General features: G+C 47.4%; 16 protein-coding genes and 22 tRNA genes (1 of these 38 cut by a window edge). 28 read left to right on the forward strand and 10 right to left on the reverse strand.

The features are described from left to right. Positions 1 to 275 precede the first annotated feature (275 nt). From HP567_RS02525 to rpmH, 10 genes are all read right to left on the reverse strand, one after another. Positions 276 to 605: an MgtC/SapB family protein gene (locus HP567_RS02525; protein WP_229087864.1), complete on the reverse strand. Its 330-nt coding sequence runs from the start codon at positions 603 to 605 to the stop codon at positions 276 to 278. 248 nt (positions 606 to 853) lie between these two features. Next, entirely contained in the window at positions 854 to 1570 is a 717-nt protein-coding gene (gene rsmG, locus HP567_RS02530; RefSeq protein WP_106784225.1) for a 16S rRNA (guanine(527)-N(7))-methyltransferase RsmG, read from the reverse strand. 11 nt (positions 1571 to 1581) lie between these two features. After that, positions 1582 to 3480: a tRNA uridine-5-carboxymethylaminomethyl(34) synthesis enzyme MnmG gene (gene mnmG / locus HP567_RS02535; RefSeq protein WP_173612518.1), complete on the reverse strand. Its 1899-nt coding sequence runs from the start codon at positions 3478 to 3480 to the stop codon at positions 1582 to 1584. 15 nt (positions 3481 to 3495) lie between these two features. Further along, on the reverse strand, positions 3496 to 4872 hold the full coding sequence (gene mnmE, locus HP567_RS02540) for a tRNA uridine-5-carboxymethylaminomethyl(34) synthesis GTPase MnmE (RefSeq protein WP_047070294.1): 1377 nt from the start codon (positions 4870 to 4872) through the stop codon (positions 3496 to 3498). 293 nt (positions 4873 to 5165) lie between these two features. After that, on the reverse strand, positions 5166 to 5795 hold the full coding sequence (gene jag / locus HP567_RS02545) for an RNA-binding cell elongation regulator Jag/EloR (RefSeq protein WP_007720132.1): 630 nt from the start codon (positions 5793 to 5795) through the stop codon (positions 5166 to 5168). After that, positions 5792 to 6550: a membrane protein insertase YidC gene (gene yidC, locus HP567_RS02550; protein ID WP_285860880.1), complete on the reverse strand. Its 759-nt coding sequence runs from the start codon at positions 6548 to 6550 to the stop codon at positions 5792 to 5794. Before yidC ends, jag begins: the two co-directional genes overlap by 4 nt. A 38-nt stretch (positions 6551 to 6588) precedes the next feature. After that, positions 6589 to 6813 (reverse strand): membrane protein insertion efficiency factor YidD, encoded by a 225-nt coding sequence (gene yidD / locus HP567_RS02555; RefSeq protein WP_205669431.1) that lies wholly within the window; start codon positions 6811 to 6813, stop codon positions 6589 to 6591. A 4-nt stretch (positions 6814 to 6817) separates the two neighbouring features. Continuing rightward, the gene (rnpA, locus tag HP567_RS02560; RefSeq protein WP_015894104.1) at positions 6818 to 7198 is read right to left on the reverse strand and encodes a ribonuclease P protein component; all 381 of its coding nucleotides are present in this window, start codon (positions 7196 to 7198) and stop codon (positions 6818 to 6820) included. An 85-nt stretch (positions 7199 to 7283) separates the two neighbouring features. Beyond that, the gene (locus HP567_RS02565; RefSeq protein ID WP_173612519.1) at positions 7284 to 8255 is read right to left on the reverse strand and encodes a hypothetical protein; all 972 of its coding nucleotides are present in this window, start codon (positions 8253 to 8255) and stop codon (positions 7284 to 7286) included. A gap of 161 nt (positions 8256 to 8416) precedes the next feature. Next, complete coding sequence (rpmH, locus tag HP567_RS02570) at positions 8417 to 8551, reverse strand: 50S ribosomal protein L34 (RefSeq protein ID WP_007720125.1); 135 nt, start codon at positions 8549 to 8551, stop codon at positions 8417 to 8419. Positions 8552 to 9110: 559 nt separating this feature from the next. Here rpmH and dnaA point away from each other — a divergent pair. The 28 genes from dnaA to HP567_RS02710 form a co-directional block, all read left to right on the forward strand. Beyond that, positions 9111 to 10496: a chromosomal replication initiator protein DnaA gene (dnaA, locus tag HP567_RS02575; protein WP_106784234.1), complete on the forward strand. Its 1386-nt coding sequence runs from the start codon at positions 9111 to 9113 to the stop codon at positions 10494 to 10496. 206 nt (positions 10497 to 10702) lie between these two features. Then, complete coding sequence (gene dnaN / locus HP567_RS02580) at positions 10703 to 11842, forward strand: DNA polymerase III subunit beta (protein WP_173612520.1); 1140 nt, start codon at positions 10703 to 10705, stop codon at positions 11840 to 11842. A 32-nt stretch (positions 11843 to 11874) separates the two neighbouring features. Then, positions 11875 to 12090: a S4 domain-containing protein YaaA gene (gene yaaA / locus HP567_RS02585; RefSeq protein ID WP_012683786.1), complete on the forward strand. Its 216-nt coding sequence runs from the start codon at positions 11875 to 11877 to the stop codon at positions 12088 to 12090. A 16-nt stretch (positions 12091 to 12106) separates the two neighbouring features. Further along, on the forward strand, positions 12107 to 13225 hold the full coding sequence (recF, locus tag HP567_RS02590) for a DNA replication/repair protein RecF (protein WP_173612521.1): 1119 nt from the start codon (positions 12107 to 12109) through the stop codon (positions 13223 to 13225). Positions 13226 to 13236: 11 nt separating this feature from the next. After that, the gene (gene remB, locus HP567_RS02595; protein ID WP_016739359.1) at positions 13237 to 13524 is read left to right on the forward strand and encodes an extracellular matrix regulator RemB; all 288 of its coding nucleotides are present in this window, start codon (positions 13237 to 13239) and stop codon (positions 13522 to 13524) included. Further along, a complete protein-coding gene (gene gyrB / locus HP567_RS02600; RefSeq protein ID WP_173612522.1) occupies positions 13524 to 15449 on the forward strand; it encodes a DNA topoisomerase (ATP-hydrolyzing) subunit B in 1926 nt (641 codons plus the stop codon). Before remB ends, gyrB begins: the two co-directional genes overlap by 1 nt. Before the next feature lie 218 nt (positions 15450 to 15667). Beyond that, positions 15668 to 15744, forward strand: a tRNA-Ile gene (locus HP567_RS02605). 47 nt (positions 15745 to 15791) lie between these two features. Continuing rightward, positions 15792 to 15867, forward strand: a tRNA-Ala gene (locus tag HP567_RS02610). A gap of 17 nt (positions 15868 to 15884) precedes the next feature. Beyond that, positions 15885 to 15960 (forward strand) — tRNA-Asn (locus HP567_RS02615). A 7-nt stretch (positions 15961 to 15967) separates the two neighbouring features. Beyond that, positions 15968 to 16041: transfer RNA gene (locus tag HP567_RS02620), tRNA-Glu, on the forward strand. 87 nt (positions 16042 to 16128) lie between these two features. Then, positions 16129 to 16204: transfer RNA gene (locus tag HP567_RS02625), tRNA-Val, on the forward strand. Between the two features lie 25 nt (positions 16205 to 16229). Further along, positions 16230 to 16306 (forward strand) — tRNA-Asp (locus HP567_RS02630). A gap of 35 nt (positions 16307 to 16341) precedes the next feature. Then, a tRNA-Phe gene (locus HP567_RS02635) sits at positions 16342 to 16417 on the forward strand. A gap of 14 nt (positions 16418 to 16431) precedes the next feature. Continuing rightward, positions 16432 to 16507: transfer RNA gene (locus HP567_RS02640), tRNA-Thr, on the forward strand. 47 nt (positions 16508 to 16554) lie between these two features. Then, positions 16555 to 16639, forward strand: a tRNA-Tyr gene (locus HP567_RS02645). Between the two features lie 18 nt (positions 16640 to 16657). Beyond that, positions 16658 to 16732: transfer RNA gene (locus HP567_RS02650), tRNA-Gln, on the forward strand. Positions 16733 to 16740: 8 nt separating this feature from the next. Continuing rightward, a tRNA-Lys gene (locus HP567_RS02655) sits at positions 16741 to 16816 on the forward strand. 32 nt (positions 16817 to 16848) lie between these two features. Continuing rightward, positions 16849 to 16935: transfer RNA gene (locus HP567_RS02660), tRNA-Leu, on the forward strand. An 8-nt stretch (positions 16936 to 16943) separates the two neighbouring features. Further along, positions 16944 to 17019 (forward strand) — tRNA-Gly (locus tag HP567_RS02665). A 6-nt stretch (positions 17020 to 17025) separates the two neighbouring features. After that, a tRNA-Arg gene (locus tag HP567_RS02670) sits at positions 17026 to 17099 on the forward strand. Positions 17100 to 17131: 32 nt separating this feature from the next. After that, positions 17132 to 17208 (forward strand) — tRNA-Pro (locus tag HP567_RS02675). Between the two features lie 16 nt (positions 17209 to 17224). Continuing rightward, a tRNA-Leu gene (locus HP567_RS02680) sits at positions 17225 to 17306 on the forward strand. A 7-nt stretch (positions 17307 to 17313) separates the two neighbouring features. Beyond that, positions 17314 to 17387: transfer RNA gene (locus HP567_RS02685), tRNA-Gly, on the forward strand. An 8-nt stretch (positions 17388 to 17395) separates the two neighbouring features. Continuing rightward, positions 17396 to 17484, forward strand: a tRNA-Ser gene (locus tag HP567_RS02690). Positions 17485 to 17509: 25 nt separating this feature from the next. Continuing rightward, positions 17510 to 17586: transfer RNA gene (locus HP567_RS02695), tRNA-Met, on the forward strand. Position 17587: 1 nt separating this feature from the next. Continuing rightward, a tRNA-Trp gene (locus tag HP567_RS02700) sits at positions 17588 to 17661 on the forward strand. A 29-nt stretch (positions 17662 to 17690) separates the two neighbouring features. Next, positions 17691 to 17766, forward strand: a tRNA-His gene (locus HP567_RS02705). A gap of 21 nt (positions 17767 to 17787) precedes the next feature. Continuing rightward, positions 17788 to 17845, forward strand: a tRNA-Arg gene (locus tag HP567_RS02710); it runs 16 nt beyond the window's last position.

Here is a 17845-nt window from a genome sequence, read left to right on the forward strand (position 1 = left end):
TTTCCCTACACGCTTTCTTCAGGTTCATTTATATATATGTAATTCTGCAAGATTCGCCCAATTCCTGCTAACAAAAAACGTTTCACGTGAAACATCAATTGTGATTTTCGTAAAATAACCTCTATCGAGGACCTTCTCATGGACGAGCGACCGCATTTTTGCGGAAAGTTATTATGCGCTCCGGAATTCTTGAGTGTACTGCTTATAAAATTCCTATACGTTCATAAAAATCGTGATGATCACGGTGCTTTGTCGTCTCTTCACTTCCCATACTCTCATCGGTAGGATGTGAAATCTTGGTGACGGTAAAACAAGCGAGGAAAATGTCTATGAAGGTCTAACGTCAGGTACGATAAAATCGCAACCCACATCCCTGCTGCCGTCGTCAAGCCTTTCACTCTACCATTGGCTCCAGCTCCCAAAAACCCCATGCCTGTGACGACTTGTGCAGCTATCCTCCCCCGATCATGATTTACGCCACTCGAAGAAATACCATAAATGGAAGCTAGCCCAAAAAGACACGAACCAAAGCATACGAGACTATACGTTGGAAAACCAGCACCTCTTTGCCTACTCACATCTTTTTGAATCTCTCTCGCTCCCATCCCATGATGGCACCTGCTAGAAAAGCTAGAAAGAGCCGAAGCAATATGGGTAGAAATTCTGGCGAAAAAAAGGAGGAAAGTACTGTTTTTTCGAAGGAGCTAGTACTATGCATATGCCGAGTTGTAGACTCCATGATACAAGACGCAAATCTGAGAAAATTCATCAGGAACAGGCCGTTTCATTTAAACTTTCAACACGAAAAAAAGGGCCGCAGCACGTGGCTACGACCCTCTCTTATCATTGACTCCTACACTAACGGCTTTTTCGCAGGAACGCCTGCCTTGCGCGGATAGCTTTTCGGCGTCGCTTCTATTTTTTCCATGATGACGATATTACGCTCTCCCGCTTCCTCTAGAAGCTGGAATGTCTCGACCTTTCTCGTTTTTCCACCGAGGGTCTTGATTGCCTTCTTCGCTTCAGCAAGCTCTGGAGTAATCTCCGCTCCCTTGAGAGCGACGAAGTGTCCTCCGACTTTGGCAAAAGGAAGGCAGAACTCCGACAACAAATTGAGTCTCGCAACAGCACGTGCCACTACGAGATCAAATTTCTCCCGATAAATCGCTTCTTGCCCACGATCCTCTGCACGCCCATGTACAGGATTCACGTTCTCCAGACCCAGTTCCTGTGCTACATGCTGCAAAAAGCTCATACGCTTGTTCAAGGAATCAATGATTGTCATTTTCAGATGTGGGAAGCAAATTTTCAAAGGAATGCTCGGAAAGCCTGCGCCCCCACCGATATCAACAACTGATTGCACCTGGTCAAATGGAAAGTAAAAAGCCGGCGTAATCGAATCATAAAAATGCTTGTTGTACACTTGCCCTTCTTCAGTAATCCCGGTCAGGTTCATCTTCTCATTCCATTCCACCAGTAGGCGGAAAAAATGATCAAACTGCTCCTTCTGACGATCCGTCAAAGAAATCCCCTGGGCTGCAAGTACCTCGGCAAACTGTTCTTTCGTCATAGCTTTTCTCCTTACTCGGCTACTCCCACGCGTTTGTACTCCAGATATACCATCAACACGGAAATGTCTGCTGGAGTAACCCCTGCGATACGAGCCGCCTGCCCGATGTTCAACGGACGAATTTTGGTCATATTGTCACGGGATTCCTTGGACAAACCGGAGATTTGGTGGTAGTCAATATCTGTTGGGATGCGGCGCTCCTCCATTTTTTTCATCCGCTCTACTTGTTGCAATGACTTTTTGATGTAGCCATCGTATTTAATCTGGATTTCAACCTGTTCCGTTACATCCTCTGGCAGTGCTTCGGGTGCAGGGACCATTTTAGCAATGTGGCTGTAGTTGATTTCCGGACGACGCAGCAATTGAGCAAGCTCGATGACATCTGTCAGTTCAGGGGAGCCTGCGTTGCGCAAAACCTCTTGAACATGTGCCATTTCAGGACGTACACGCGTGTTTGCCACACGTTCTTTTTCTTGCTCAATCAGCGCGCGTTTTTGGTTAAATCGCTGGTAGCGCTCATCGCTAATCAGACCAATTTCATGGCCGATATCCGTCAGGCGCAAGTCCGCATTGTCATGACGAAGCAGCAAGCGATATTCGGCACGAGAAGTAAGCAAACGATAAGGTTCATGCGTTCCTTTCGTAACCAGGTCGTCAATCAAAACACCGATGTACGCCTCTTCTCGTCCCAAAATGACGGGTGGTTTTCCTTGAACGCGGCGTGCTGCGTTAATCCCTGCCATGAGACCTTGACCCGCTGCTTCTTCATAACCAGAGGTACCATTGATTTGTCCTGCTGTGAACAAGCCAGGCAAGATTTTGGCTTCCAAAGAAGGCCAGAGCTGCGTCGGCACGATTGAATCATACTCAATCGCATAGCCAGGACGCATCATTTTGACTTCTTCCATTCCAGCCATGGAGCGCAGCATAGACAGCTGAACATCCTCCGGCAAGCTGGTCGACAAGCCTTGTACATACATTTCTTCGGTATTGCGTCCTTCTGGCTCCAAGAAAATTTGGTGACGCGGCTTATCATTAAAACGAACTACCTTATCTTCAATCGAAGGGCAATAACGCGGGCCCGTTCCTTCAATCATTCCCGAATACATAGGGGCACGATGCAGATTGCTATTAATGAGTCCATGCGTTTCTTCATTTGTATATGTCAGCCAGCAAGGCAGCTGATCCATAATAAATTCCGTTGTTTCATAAGAAAAGGCGCGCGGTACCGGATCACCAGGCTGAATCTCCATTTTGGAGAAATCCACACTGCTGCTATGAACACGCGGTGGCGTCCCCGTCTTGAAACGTGTCATTTCAAAACCGAGTTCCTTCAAATGATGTGCCAGACGAATGGACGGACGCATGTTGTTCGGTCCACTTTCGTATTGAAGATCCCCGAGGATGATCTTTCCGCGCAAATAGGTTCCGGTCGTCAATACAACGGATTTGGCCATGTATCGCGCTCCAGTTTGTGTGATAACCCCTTCACAAACTCCATCGTTTACGATCAGCTCTTCCACCATCGCTTGACGCAGGATCAGATTCGGAGTATTTTCAATCGTTTTCTTCATTTCATGCTGATACGCAAATTTGTCTGCTTGCGCGCGCAAGGCATGCACTGCAGGTCCTTTCCCTGTATTCAGCATCCGCATTTGGATATGGGTTTTGTCGGTATTGCGTCCCATTTCTCCACCAAGCGCGTCCAATTCGCGTACGACGTGGCCTTTTGCCGGACCACCTACGGAAGGATTACATGGCATGTACGCCACAGCGTCCAGGTTGATCGTCAACAGCAATGTACTGCAGCCCATACGTGCAGCCGCCAATGCCGCTTCCGCACCGGCATGACCCGCACCAATGACAATGACGTCAAAAGAGCCCGCTTCATATGCAGGTACAACGTTCATTTTTTATCCTCCTAATCACTTACCCAGACAGAACTGGGAGAAAATCTGGTCAATCAAATCCTCGCCGACGCTTTCTCCAATGACTTCACCAAGTAGCTCCCACGACTTTTTAATGTCGATCTGAATCATGTCTACTGGCATCAAATCATCGATTCCACCCAGCGCTTCATCTATGGCTCGTTCTGCCTGACGAAGCAGTTGAATATGTCTAGCGTTGCTCACATAGGTCAAGTCATCCTGCTGCACACGACCACTGAAGAAAATCTCCCCAATCGCCTGCTCCAGAAGATCGATCCCCGTTTCCTCACGCGCAGACGTCATAATCAACGGCTGCTGAGGGAAATGACGCTTGATCTCTTCCAAATCCACTTTTTGTGGCAGATCGAATTTATTAACAATCACAATCACATGGAACCCTTTAGCCGCTTCAAAAATCGCGTAATCATCAGCAGAGAGAGGCTCGTTGTAGTTGATCACGAGCAACACAAGGTCAGCCTTTTGCAGCAGCTGTCTGGACTTCTCTACTCCGATTTTCTCCACGATGTCCTCTGTATCGCGAATTCCTGCGGTATCGATGAGTCGCAAAGGAACTCCGCGCACATTGACATACTCTTCGATGACATCGCGTGTCGTTCCCGCAACGTCAGTCACAATCGCCTTTTCCTCTTGGACCAGACTATTTAATAGAGAGGATTTCCCTACATTCGGACGTCCAATAATCGCGGTCGACAAGCCCTCACGCAAAATTTTTCCTTGCTGTGCGGTCTGCAACAGTCGCTGGATTTCACCTTTAACCTCCAGGCACTTTCCTCGCAAGAAATTTTGTGTAAACTCCTCGACATCATGCTCTGGATAGTCCAATGTTACTTCTATATGGGCCATAGCTTCAATCAAGTTTTGACGGAGCTGCCGAATGAGCCTGGACAGCTTCCCTTCGACTTGATTCAATGCGACCTTCATCGCTCTGTCTGTCTTCGCCCGGATCAAATCAATGACGGCCTCAGCCTGAGACAAATCGACACGTCCATTTAAGAACGCACGCTTCGTGAACTCACCAGGCTCCGCCAATCTTGCCCCATTATCCAAGATTAACTCCAGAACCTTTTCAACGGAAACAATTCCTCCGTGACAGTTGACCTCCACTACATCCTCCCTCGTAAATGTACGGGGAGCCTTCATTACGGAAACCAGTACCTCTTCCACTCGTTCACCTGTGTTTGGCTCATACAAGTGCCCATAATGGATCGTATGGCTGTCCACAGTGGACAACCGCTGCTTTCCTTTATATATCTTATCCACAACTTCGATCGCTTCCGTACCGCTTACCCGGATCACGGCAATACCGCCTTCACCCATCGGTGTTGCGACCGCCGCTATTGTATCGAATTTCATGCTGTTCACCTCAAGCTTTCCACTCTTACAAGTCAGCCACTAACTTACTAGCATAACAGATCGTCTGGAAAAATTCCAAAAGAAAGTGCAGCCAATCCATCTATATGCCCAAACACCCAATAGGAAAAAGCAACCCTCTCTCCAAGGTTGCCGTCCATTTTGGTTATCCACAGTATAATCATTTTCGCAAATCCTCAACCATTTGGTCAATTATCCACAGTGGACAACTTTTTGAGAGAGATTATTCAAAATGTCGTCGCTTGCTTCCTTACATTCAGGCAAAAAAAAGAAGCCTAGCGAGAGGCTTCTTTCGGTGCAATCACGATATAACGATTTGGCTCGTCTCCTTCACTGAAGGTAACCACATCCGCTCTCTTTTGCAAGAAGGCGTGGATTACTTTCCGTTCAGCAGCAGACATTGGTTCCAGACGTACATCCCGTTTGGTCGATAACGCTTTTTTCGCCACACGATCTGCTAGCTGCTCCAATGTTTCCTTGCGACGCAGCCTGTAATTTTCGGCATCCAGAGTGATACGTACATGTTTGTCCGCATGACGGTTCGCTACGACGTTTACGAGATACTGTAATGAATCAAGAGTTTGTCCCCTGCGGCCAATAATGATTCCCAGATTGGTTCCCTGGATGTCAAACAGCATGCCTTCTTCATTTGTACGCGTCTCCACTTTGGCATTCACCTTCATGTTCGACAAAACGTCTTGAAGAAAGTCACGTCCCTGTGCAACCGGATCAAAGTGAAATTCTACTTGCACTTTAGCGTCCTTTGCCCCAATCAGTCCAAACAACCCTCTGCTTGGTTCCTCCAGAACTTGGATCGTTGCCCGCTCACGCGGCACTCCCAATTCCAGTAAAGCTTTTTGCACAGCATCGTCGATCGTTTTTGCCGTAGCTACCACCTTTTTCACTTGGAGGCTCCCCCCTTAGGAGTTGGCATATTTCCTTTATCACGATACAGGAAGTAGGTTTGTACAATGGTAAACAGGTTACCGTATACCCAGTACAGAGACAGCGCTGATGGCAATGTGACAGCAATCGCCAAAATCATCAGCGGCATCATGACGATCATCATTTGCATTTGTGGATTCCCTTGTGTTGCCTGACCCATCATCTTGGACTGCAGGTACGTCGTAATCGCCGCAATGATTGGCAAGATGTAGTACGGGTCCTTTTGTCCCAGCGTCAGCCACATGAACGTTTGCGAATTAATCTCGGTTGTACGGATAATCGCATGGTAGAACGCAATCAAAATCGGCATTTGTACCAACATTGGCAAGCATCCAGCCAACGGGTTGACACCGCTCTTCTGGAACAAAGCCATGGTTTCCGCTTGCGCTTTTTGAGGATCATTTTTGTACTTGTCACGGATTTTTTGCATCTCCGGTTGAATCTCTTGCATTTTCTTGGAGCTCTTGATTTGCTTGACCATCAATGGAAGCACAATGATTCGAATGATGATCGTTGCAACCAGGATACCCAGACCGTAGTTGTTTCCGAGTATCAATGCGCTCTCTTTAATTAGCCAGGACAGTGGATAGACAAAATACTTGTCCCAAATGCCGGTTGCGTCAGGGCCAATTGGTGCTGCAGCTTGGGGGTTACAGCCCGACAAAACTAGAACCAGCATAGTCAGCATAAGAATGCTGAGTGTACGTCTACTCAAGGGTGATCCTCCTTTTCCCCGCTTCAATTGAGGTAATCTTATTTGTGCTGATCCGGGACTGGATCATACCCGCCCGGGTGGAACGGATGGCATTTCAAGATGCGACGAAGGGCCAACCAGCCTCCCCTCCACGCTCCAAATCGGCGAATCGACTCGATTGCGTAGTGAGAACAGGTGGGCGCGAATCTGCATGAAGGTGGTTTATACGGAGAAATCATCAGTTGGTATCCCCGAATCAACCAAACCATGATCTTCACCATCATCGTTTCACCCTCTTTTTCCATCTCTTTTTCCATTATGTACGGGTGCCTGTTTGATCACTTTGGCTCGCTTCATCACATGTAACAGAGATTGCTCAATGGCTTCAAGTGTCATCGCTTCCACACCCGGACGGGCGATGATGACGAGATCGAGACCGACTGGAATATCAGACTCCATTCGAGCTACTGCTTCGCGTATAAGCCGCTTGACTCTATTGCGGACAACAGCATTGCCAATTTTTTTACTGACGGAAATTCCAGCACGAAAAGCCGCTTGTCCCTCTTGCTTTGCTGAATACAAGACAAACTGCTTATTAGCAGCAGAACTTCCTCGTTGAAACACAGCTTGGAATTGCTCATTTTTTTTGAGCCGGTGTGAACGATGCAAGGTAAACAACCCCTAACATCACAATTATAGTAGAAAACGTAAACAGCATCTACCAGTATATCCTTGTTTCGTCCACTTTTTTCCCCTAACAGTCAATTTCCGCGATGATTTCTGCACTGGCATGACGTAAATGAGCGAGCAATGGCCCATCCGCTTGGAAAAAGCCCAATTTTTGAAGGGACAAGGAAAGCTCGGCAGGCAGATCCGCCCAATGATTTTCCAGCCATTCATCAGAATCCACACTTTGATATAACCAGATCGCCTCTGAAAATAATAAAAACCCGGCCATATCAAGCTGATTTCTCTCCTGCAATCTCTGAACCTTCCTCTTTACTAACCAATCATTTTCAGTCGCCAGTACAAACTCGATCCCCTCATTTATTGACCGTAGATGAGCCCGATAGTCCGCCAATACCATGAGTGCATCCTGTACATCCTGAATACTCTGGTATGTCTCCTGAAAAAAGCCATCCATACCGTCCGACCGTCCTGCTTTCTGAACCAACTGATACAACTGTGCATCACTCAACGAATGCCCCTGGAAGACGGCACTCATTTGCAGCGCCCCTATCCATCCTGCCCATGCAGCCAAATAAGCGGAGTAAGGAAAGCCTTCCCTTAAGGCAGCCTGCGCCTCTTCATGGAACGAATCTACCTCCGCTTTTGCCTGTGCAAACATTTTCTCTTTTCCAGCCGGGGAATCCATATAGGCACACATGTCATTCATCCAGGAAGTGAAACGATCCTCCGGGTCTAGAATCACCTTTGCTTCCTTTAAGTAACGCCATGCCCACGGATTCTCGTATACTTCTTCATCTGTAGGAGCAGATTGAACCTGCAGCTGTATCACATGCCCTCTAAACAAACGATTTTCACAGGAAGGATCATCTTCTCCCTCCACAAAGATGTGTAAATCAAGGTCGCTGTATGCGTCCGCTTCTCTCCTCCCGACAGATCCACCAGCATAGGCACATACCAAGCTGGCTAGAGGCCATTCATCAAGAAACTCTCGCGCCAACGATACAAAAAAGTCGGTTACATCCTTACTTTGCTCCATCGGCCTCCTCCTGTCTCTTCAATAAATAGTAGGATTTTCGGTAGCTAGGTAACGATTATCCCTCAAAAGGTTTCCACATCGGAGAGAGCCTTCCTCTTTTTATAAGAACAAAGAATTTTCAGACATATGTAGGCAAACAAAAAGGCCACTGAAAGTGTGGCCTAAGCGGAAAGAACTTTTCTACCTCTTTGACGACGAGCAGCCAAAATTTTACGGCCATTTTTTGTGCTCATGCGCTTACGGAATCCATGATCCTTTTTGCGCTTGCGGTTGTTAGGATTGAAAGATGGTTTCATTACGTATACACCTCCGTCTTGCAAAGACATTCTTTTGCATTATAAGAACATATGCCTAAAAAGTCAAGCAACAGTGGAATTTCATTACCAAGGCAAATATCCCCATAAAACTATTTCCCGGGTCTGTGGATATCATTTTATCCACAAAAACAGCTTTCGACAAGTTTATCTACAGCTTGTACACAAAATATAGGGATGTGAATATGTGGCGAGTACCAGAAGTTGTGTTTGTGGATAAGTATGAAAAAACCATTGATACCACGCTTTATATCTGTTATTATGTTTTTGTTTTGAAGCGTGAATAACTCCGATACGTGAATCGGTTTTTCCACAGGGTGTGGATAAGTTTGTGGACAGATTCTTTCCTATGTGTATGTCGTTACTCACAGGATTGAGGATAACCGTCTGCTTTTTTTCACTTCTACGAGCGGAATCCCTATATTTCGACTTTTTTTATCCACAGTCGTTACATACGGCTGTGTTGACAATTAAGTCACAACATAGCAGGTTTTTGCACTTTTTCTCGATCATGATGGATCGGTCTTCATCAATTTTTCGGATGGCCCAAAGGGAGGGATTCTGGTTGGATGCAGCGATTAGCGAACTATGGCGCAAAGTACTCGCCAAGATAGAAAAATCGCTAAGCAAACCCAGTTTTGATACCTGGCTGAAGGCGACAAAGGCAACTACATTAGAAGAAGATGCACTGATCGTCGTCGCACCAAACGACTTTGCTCGTGATTGGCTAGAAACCAGGTACGCACAACTGATTACCGATACACTATATGAAGTGACGGGTATCAATATGAAAGTAAAGTTCGTCGCGATGCAAAATCCTGATGCGGCTTTTGCCGACGAACAACCTGCCCCACGGGTGAAAATGAGCGAACCGCCAACAGTCGCGGATGACCAGCCACCCAGTATCTTAAATCCCAAATACACCTTTGACACGTTTGTCATCGGCTCAGGGAATCGATTCGCTCACGCCGCATCTCTTGCGGTTGCTGAAGCTCCTGCGAAAGCTTACAATCCCCTCTTCATTTACGGAGGAGTCGGACTTGGCAAAACCCACTTAATGCATGCAATTGGCCATTATGTCATTCAGCACAACCCATCGGCGAAAGTGGTCTATTTGTCGTCTGAGAAATTCACCAATGAATTCATCAACTCGATTCGTGATAACAAAGCCGTCGAATTCCGCAATAAATACCGGAGTGTTGACGTTCTTTTAATTGATGACATTCAGTTTTTGGCAGGCAAAGAGTCGACACAAGAAGAGTTTTTCCATACGTTCAATGCCTTGCATGAAGAAAGCAAACAAATCATCATCTCCTCCGATCGACCTCCTAAGGAGATCCCGACGCTGGAGGATCGCCTCCGCTCACGCTTCGAATGGGGGCTGATTACTGATATTCAGCCGCCAGACCTCGAAACGCGGATTGCGATTTTGCGCAAAAAGGCGAAAGCAGAAAATCTCGATATCCCTAATGAGGTAATGGCGTACATTGCCAACCAGATCGACAGCAACATCCGCGAGCTGGAAGGCGCACTGATTCGTGTCGTTGCCTACTCCTCCTTGATTAATCGAGATATCGACACGCAGCTGGCGGCGGAAGCACTGAAAGACATTATTCCTTCCTCCCGTCCACGCGTGATTACCATTATGGACATCCAACGAACGGTCGGAGAAGCGTTCAGCCTGAAACTAGAAGATTTCAAGGCGAAAAAACGGACAAAAACTGTCGCTTTCCCCCGTCAGATTGCGATGTATCTCTCCAGAGAGCTGACGGATGCCTCCTTGCCGAAAATCGGTGATGAATTTGGCGGCCGTGACCATACGACAGTCATCCATGCCCATGAGAAAATCTCTCGTGCACTGGCAAATGACCCTCATATGCAAACAACCATTCAGTCGCTCATTGAAAAGTTAAAAGCAAACCATTAAACCTGTGCATAACGCAAAAAGCCTATACACAACTTACCCACATGTGTATAGGCTCTCTTTTACGTAATGGACCCACATATCCACAAATCCACAGGCCCTATTACTACTTCTGTTAAAAAGATTTATCCTAATAAGTTATGATAAAGGCGCAGCCATTATGCAGATTCCAACCAAAATAATGGCGCCGGAGAGGGAGGCTCACGTCGATGCATATTACCGTTCAGCGTGAAAAGCTATCGAACGCCGTATCGCATGTTAGCAAAGCAGTTTCTAGCAGAACTACGATTCCAATTTTGACCGGGATTAAAATCAAAACGGATGATGAAGGTTTGACACTGACAGCAAGCGATTCTGATGTGTCTATTGAAGTTCAGATCCCGATGGAAGAAGCCGGAGAATGGGGAGTTACCGTACATCAACCTGGTAGCATTGTGTTGACTGCACGTATTTTCAGCGAAATCGTGCGCAAACTGCCAAGCAATGAAATCGATATTCAAGTGGATGATCGTCTCGTAACCAAAATTCGTTCCGGACAAGCTGAGTTCACCATTAACGGAATGGATGCCAACGAATATCCACAGCTGCCGCATCTGGAAGAAGATAAAGTCTTCAGTGTTCCCTGTGATTTACTGAAGGCAATGATTCGTCAGACTGTTTTTGGTGTTTCCACTTCCGAGATGCGTCCGATCTTGACCGGTTTAATGTGGTCGCTTGATCAAGGCAAATTGCGTTTTGTGGCAACAGACAGCCATCGCTTGGCTAGTCGTACCGCAATGGTCGAATGCCCAGAGGATCTTTCTTTCCACAACGTGGTTGTTCCGGGTAAAAGCTGCAATGAATTGGTAAAAATATTAGATGACGACCAAAATCTCGCAGATATCGTTGTTGCGGACAATCAAATCCTGGTGAAGTCCAAGCATATCCTGTTCTATTCCCGTCTCTTGGAAGGAACCTATCCGGACACGACCAGAATTATTCCACAAGGAAGCAAAACGGAGATCACCGTTAGCACCAAGGAGTTTTTGCAATCCATCGAGCGCGCTTCCTTGCTGAGCCGCGAAGGCAAATCGAACGTAGTCAAGCTCGTTACGATGCCTGATGGAACCGTCGAAATTACGTCCAATGCACCTGAGATCGGGAAAGTAACGGACATTTTGATGCCAAAAGCAATGAATGGCGAAGAATTGAAAATTTCCTTCAACGCCAAATACATGATCGATGCGCTGCGTGCAATCGATAGCGCAGAAATCAAAGCGAGCTTTAGCGGCCCGATGAGTCCATTTGTGATTCGTCCGACCGATCATGACTGGATGCTCCATTTGATTTTGCCGGTTCGTACGTACTAAAATGTTTTTACGTAAAAGAAAGGAGCCAAGCCATGCGTGAGGTTTCCATAAGCACAGACTATATTGCTCTCGGCCAATTTTTGAAGCTGGCTGAAATCATTGACACGGGGGGAATGGCCAAAGCTTTTTTGGCTGAGGTTCCGATCCAGATTAATGGAGAGCTGGACAACAGACGTGGACGCAAGCTATATCCTGGCGATGAAGTGGCGATTGAAGGCTATGGTCGCTATCAAGTGGTACGCCCCTGAGAGGAGAGCGTGATTCTTGTTTCTCAAGAACCTGTCGCTAACCAATTATCGCAACTACGAAACGATGTCCCTGTCGTTTGACGGTCCCATCCAGTTGTTTATTGGCAACAACGCTCAAGGGAAAACGAATGCTCTCGAATCGATCTATGTTTTGGCACTCGCCAAATCCCACCGAACGCCCCGCGACAAGGAGCTAATTTCCTGGGATGCCGATTATGCCACGATCCGTAGCGATGTTCTTCGTCGCTACGGTTCTGTTCGTTTAGAGCTGCAGTTGACAACCAAGGGAAAGCGGGCCAAAATCAACGGAATGGAACAGCAGAAGCTGAGCGCCTATGTGGGGGCATTGAATGTCGTCATGTTTGCACCCGAGGATCTTTCCATTGTCAAAGGCGCACCTGCCCAGCGCAGACGCTTCATCGATATGGAAATCGGTCAAGTTTCACCTACGTATCTTTATTATTTGAGCAATTACAACAAAGTGCTGGCCCAGCGAAATCAGCTTTTAAAGGATTTGGCCATGAAAAAAAGTAACTCGCTGGAAATGCTGGCAATTTGGAATACCCAATTAGCCGATTTAGCGGTAAAATTGTTACGGAAGCGTTTTGAGTTCATTCGGAAGTTGGAGACGTGGGCACAGGAAATCCACACTGGCATTACCGATGGCAGGGAAAGACTTTCTTTGCATTACGTTAACTCATCGCCCGTTACAGAAGAGATGACGATAGATCAAGCTGTAGATAAAATGCTTGCTGCCTACGAAGAGGTTCGCGACCGGGAAATCATGCGGGGGAACACCCTTATTGGGCCACACCGTGATGATTTTTCACTTAAAGTGAACAACATGGATGTGCAAACGTATGGTTCCCAGGGACAGCAACGCACCAGTGCGCTGTCCATTAAATTGGCCGAAATTGAGCTGATTAAAGAAGAAGTGGGAGAATACCCCGTTCTGTTGTTGGATGATGTCTTGTCAGAGTTGGATGAACATCGGCAAACATTGCTGCTCGAAACCATTCAGGATCGAGTACAGACGTTTGTAAGTACCACAGGTGTGGAAGGCTTAAAGCATCAGGTTCTCCAGCAAGCCTCTCGTTTTTACGTGAGGGAAGGGAAAATCTCCGGAGAAAGGTAGGGGGTACAGGGATGTTTATTCACATTGGTGGAGATACTGTGGTGAGCACGAAGGAAGTTATTTCCATCCTCGATCATCAGACTGTGAAATCCTCAAAAATCAATAAAGCGTTCTTACTTGAAAAAAGTAAAACAGTTGTTGACCATAGTGAGGAAGAAACGAAGTCTTATGTAATCACCCAGAGCGCCATTTACTGTTCACCTATTTCTTCTCTGACGCTGAAGCGACGCGCTCAGTTCGTGGACAGCTTGGATCAGTTTCCCTTTGTACAAGCTGAAGTGGAGGAGTTGACAGAGTAGTGGATCAAGTGACGACGAAAGATACAAACTACGATGCGAGTCAGATTCAGGTACTGGAAGGGTTAGAGGCAGTTCGGAAACGTCCCGGCATGTACATCGGGTCGACCAGCAGCCGAGGTTTGCATCACCTGGTATGGGAGATTGTCGACAATGCCATTGACGAGGCGCTGGCCGGTTATTGCGACGAGATCTTGGTGGTCATTCATCCAGACAACTCCGTATCTGTAACCGATAACGGTCGAGGAATCCCGACTGGCATTCATGAAAAGACCGGGAAATCCACTGTTGAAACCGTTTTGACTGTATTGCACGCCGGTGGTAAATTCGGCGGTGGCGGATACAAAGTGTCCGGTGGTCTTCACGGGGTCGGTAGCTCGGTAGTGAACGCGCTATCCGAATGGATGGAAGTCGAGGTTAAACAAAATAACCAGATATACTACATGCGCTTTACAGTAGGTGCACCGGATGCCGATCTTGCTGTCGTAGGCGAGACCGATGAAACGGGAACAAAAGTAACCTTCAAGCCCGACCCGACTATTTTTACCGAAACAACTGTATTTGAGTACGAGATTTTGCAAAAACGTATTCGCGAGCTGGCGTTCCTGAACAAAGGATTGCGCATTACGCTGAAGGATACACGCCCAGATCAGCAGAAGGAAGAGTCCTTCCACTACGAGGGCGGTATCATCCAGTTCGTAGAATACTTGAATAAAAACCGGGAAGCCCTGCATGATGATGTGATTTATTGCGAAGGGGAAAAAGAAGGTCTTGTCGTGGAGGTTGCCCTTCAGTACAACGACAGCTATGTGAGCAACATCTACTCTTTTGCCAATAACATCAATACGCATGAGGGTGGTACTCACGAAACCGGATTTAAAACGGCTCTTACGCGTGTTATCAACGACTACAGCCGCAAGTTTAACTTCCTGAAGGAAAAGGATCCGAATCTTTCCGGGGACGATGTGCGTGAAGGTATTACCGCGATTATCTCCGTAAAAATTCAAGAGCCTCAGTTTGAAGGACAAACAAAAACGAAGCTGGGCAACTCGGAAGCGCGCAGCATTACCGAGTCTGTCTTTGGTGACCGTTTTAACACCTTTATGGAAGAAAATCCGGGTGTAGCCAAAAAAGTTGTGGAAAAAGCGCTCATGGCATCTCGTGCCCGTGAGGCAGCTCGAAAAGCACGTGAAATGACTCGTCGCAAGAGTGCCCTGGAAGTAAGTGCTTTGCCGGGTAAACTGGCGGACTGCTCTTCCAAGGACGCATCCGAATCTGAACTGTTCATTGTAGAGGGTGACTCTGCGGGCGGTTCTGCAAAGATGGGACGCGATCGTCATTTCCAAGCCATTCTTCCTCTTCGCGGGAAGGTATTGAACGTAGAAAAAGCACGTTTGGACAAAATTCTCGGCAACAACGAGATCCGTGCTATTATTACGGCTTTGGGAACAGGTGTCGGTGAAGACTTTGATATTTCAAAGGCACGTTACCATAAAGTCGTCATTATGACGGACGCCGACGTCGACGGATCGCATATCCGTACGCTTCTGCTGACGTTCTTCTTCCGTTACATGAAACAGTTGATCGAAGCGGGGTATATTTATATTGCGCAGCCGCCTCTTTACAGCATCAAGCAAGGGAAGACGCTGCACTATGCTTATACCGACAAGCAGCGTGATGAGGTTCTCGCTACCTTAAAGGCACAACCGAAGCCAAACGTCCAACGCTATAAAGGACTAGGTGAGATGAACGCGGATCAATTGTGGGAGACTACAATGGACCCAGAAGTTCGTACGTTGCTTCAGGTAGATCTCCAGGATGCTATGGATGCCGATATGGTGTTTGAGACACTGATGGGTGACGAAGTAGAGCCTCGCAGGGAGTTTATTGAACAATACGCAGCAAATGTACGCGATCTTGATATTTAATTGCGACGAAGAAAAGCTTGTCCTTTACCGGGCAAGCTTTTTTCTTAATGAAAATTTAAAAACACATTTGAAATATATGATGAACTGACTTATAATAGATTGTGCTTTTGTTAAACTCGTCTTTCACAAAAAAGTTCACCCACGCAATAAAAAAATATCAAATTTTCTATTGCAATGAACTTAAAAGTGTGATAGATTAAAGTTCCGGAAGTAATTACGGGCCTATAGCTCAGTTGGTTAGAGCGCACGCCTGATAAGCGTGAGGTCGGCTGTTCGAGTCAGCCTAGGCCCACCACTACTTACATAGCTGACATGGCAACTGTGTCACGAAAGCATTAGAATGGGGCTGTAGCTCAGTTGGGAGAGCGCCTGCCTTGCAAGCAGGAGGTCATCGGTTCGATCCCGTTCAGCTCCACCATTCTAAAACATCATCATTCCTCGGTAGCTCAGTTGGTAGAGCAATCGGCTGTTAACCGATCGGTCGGCGGTTCGAGTCCGTCCCGAGGAGCCATTCAAATGGCCCGTTGGTGAAGCGGTTTAACACAGCAGCCTTTCACGCTGTCATTCAGGGGTTCGAATCCCCTACGGGTCACCTAGCAAAACGCCCTGATAATAAGGGGTCCCAACAAAGTACTCGGAATATGCTTCAAAGCATTAACGTCACTTTGTTGGGAATAGCGGAGGCTTAGCTCAGCTGGGAGAGCATCTGCCTTACAAGCAGAGGGTCGGCGGTTCGATCCCGTCAGCCTCCACCACTTTTAATAACTGAATGTTTTACATGGAGCTGTGGTGAAGTTGGAGTTCACGCCGGTCTGTCACACCGGAGGTCGCGGGTTCGAGTCCCGTCAGCTCCGCCATTTTTCTCAAGCGATGGCGAAACAATTACGCTTGAGGCTCGGTAGCTCAGTCGGTAGAGCAGAGGACTGAAAATCCTCGTGTCGGCGGTTCGATTCCGTCCCGAGCCACCATTTATACCAAACACGCCGGTATAGCTCAATTGGTAGAGCACCTGACTTGTAATCAGGGGGTTGTGGGTTCAAGTCCTATTGCCGGCACCACTTTTTCTTTGAAAGCTGAATAAGGTTTACTTTTGAAGGACAAGCTTGGGGAGATAGTGAAGTGGCTAAACACGGCAGACTGTAAATCTGCTCCCTCCGGGTTCGGCGGTTCGAATCCGTCTCTCCCCACCATCTTTACTTCATGGCTATTGGGGTATAGCCAAGCGGTAAGGCAACGGACTTTGACTCCGTCATTCCTAGGTTCAAATCCTAGTACCCCAGCCATTTTTCGAGAGCCATTAGCTCAGTTGGTAGAGCATCTGACTTTTAATCAGAGGGTCGAAGGTTCGAGTCCTTCATGGCTCACCAGTTTTTAAAAAGCGAGAGATTGAATTTTATATGCGGTCGTGGCGGAATTGGCAGACGCGCTAGATTCAGGTTCTAGTGGTGGCAACACCGTGGAGGTTCAAGTCCTCTCGACCGCACCAATAAATATGCGGACGTAGCTCAATTGGTAGAGCGTCGCCTTGCCAAGGCGAAGGTCGAGGGTTCGAGACCCTTCGTCCGCTCCATAACATGTGCCCTTAGCTCAGCTGGATAGAGCGTTTGACTACGAATCAAAAGGTCGGGAGTTCGAATCTCTCAGGGCACGCATCTTCATTTTAAAAAGTGAAGAACGATATTCGGGAAGTAGCTCAGCTTGGTAGAGTACTTGGCTTGGGACCAAGGGGTCGCAGGTTCGAATCCTGTCTTCCCGACCATGTTTCAAATGAATATGCCGGTGTGGCGGAATGGCAGACGCGCGCGACTCAAAATCGTGAGGGAAACCGTGGGGGTTCAAGTCCCTTCACCGGCACCATATTCAAGCGGGTGTAGTTCAATGGTAGAACTCCAGCCTTCCAAGCTGGTCGCGTGGGTTCGATTCCCATCACCCGCTCCATATTTTGCGGAGGGATACCGAAGTGGTCATAACGGGGCGGTCTTGAAAACCGTTAGAGTGCAAGCTCACGGGGGTTCGAATCCCTCTCCCTCCGCCACTTCTTTTTATTACGAGATAATCATGGCGGCGTAGCTCAGATGGCTAGAGCGTTCGGTTCATACCCGAAAGGTCGGGGGTTCGATCCCCTCCACCGCTACCATAGGGGCATAGTTTAACGGTAGAACGAAGGTCTCCAAAACCTTTGGTGTGGGTTCGATTCCTACTGCCCCTGCCAAGGAACATTTTTAAAACGCGTACATTATGGCGGTCGTGGCGAAGGGGTTAACGCACCGGATTGTGGCTCCGGCACTCGTGGGTTCAAGTCCCATCGATCGCCCCATTTTTTTTATAACTACAATATGTCTCAGTAGCTCAGCTGGATAGAGCATCCGCCTTCTAAGCGGACGGTCGGGAGTTCG

This window comes from Brevibacillus sp. M2.1A (genome assembly GCF_013284355.2).
Classification (GTDB): domain Bacteria; phylum Bacillota; class Bacilli; order Brevibacillales; family Brevibacillaceae; genus Brevibacillus.